Raw genomic sequence first — 308 nt, forward strand, 5'->3', positions numbered from 1 at the left:
CCAGGACCACGCTCGTGTTCGGCAGGGCGGCGAGCGCCGCCCGCAGGGCCAGCCCGACCGAGTCGGTGCGGGTCTCGCCTCCCGCGACGACGTCCACGGCCCGCCCGAACGACGCGAGCAGCCCGGTCACCTCGGTCACCTCGTCCGTCGGCGCGGCGACGACGACCCGATCGACAGAACCTGACTCGGTCAGGCCACGAACTGCCCTGACCAGCAACGATTCACCTGCGACCGTCACGAGGGCCTTGGGTCGGCCCGCGCCGAGCCGAACCTGTCTCTTATACACATCTCCGAGCCCACGAGACAGG

The 308-nt window shown here is 70.8% G+C and carries 1 protein-coding gene; it reads right to left on the reverse strand.

Annotated elements, in window-relative coordinates:
* A partial coding sequence (locus OO70_RS50930; protein ID WP_199827575.1) for a 2-C-methyl-D-erythritol 4-phosphate cytidylyltransferase occupies positions 1–238 on the reverse strand: 238 nt, incomplete at its 3' end.
* Positions 239–308 lie beyond the last annotated feature (70 nt).

Origin of the sequence: Streptomyces xylophagus (assembly GCF_000716435.1) — a bacterium.
Classification (GTDB): Bacteria; Actinomycetota; Actinomycetes; order Streptomycetales; family Streptomycetaceae; genus Streptomyces; species Streptomyces xylophagus.